We start from the raw sequence: 404 nt of genomic DNA, 5'->3' as shown, positions 1-404 counted from the left end.
GATTTGGCCCCTCAGTATGCCACCTGTATTACCAAGCGATGAAACGACGATTCCAATTGCAGACGTCGCACCAGATGCGCGTGCTTACCGTGACTACTTAGCCAATCGTTATGGTCGCCGGCTACAGATGATTTCTGGCGTTCACTTTAATTTTAGCCTGGCCCCAGCCTTAATCGCGCGCTTATACGATGAGGTCTATCATGATCAATTTGCAACGGTGAAAGATTTTAGCGATATGTTGTACTTACAAATCGCACAGAATTATAGCCAATACCGGTATTTATTAACCTATTTATTTGGTGCTAGTCCGATTACTGAAGCACTTTTTCAAACAGATACGACGAACTTGCCAGATTATGCAGTCCGCAGTTTGCGTTCAAGTCAACTCTTTGGTTATGCCAATC

The 404-nt window shown here is 44.1% G+C and carries 1 pseudogene; it reads left to right on the top strand.

From position 1 onward, the window contains the following. Window positions 1-404, top strand: a pseudogene (locus tag FCS21_RS17975) (glutamate--cysteine ligase); the annotation flags it as partial.

Origin of the sequence: Colwellia ponticola, from assembly GCF_005885605.1 — a bacterium.
GTDB lineage: Bacteria > Pseudomonadota > Gammaproteobacteria > Enterobacterales > Alteromonadaceae > Colwellia > Colwellia ponticola.
This window is presented reverse-complemented; position numbering and strand designations above follow the sequence as displayed.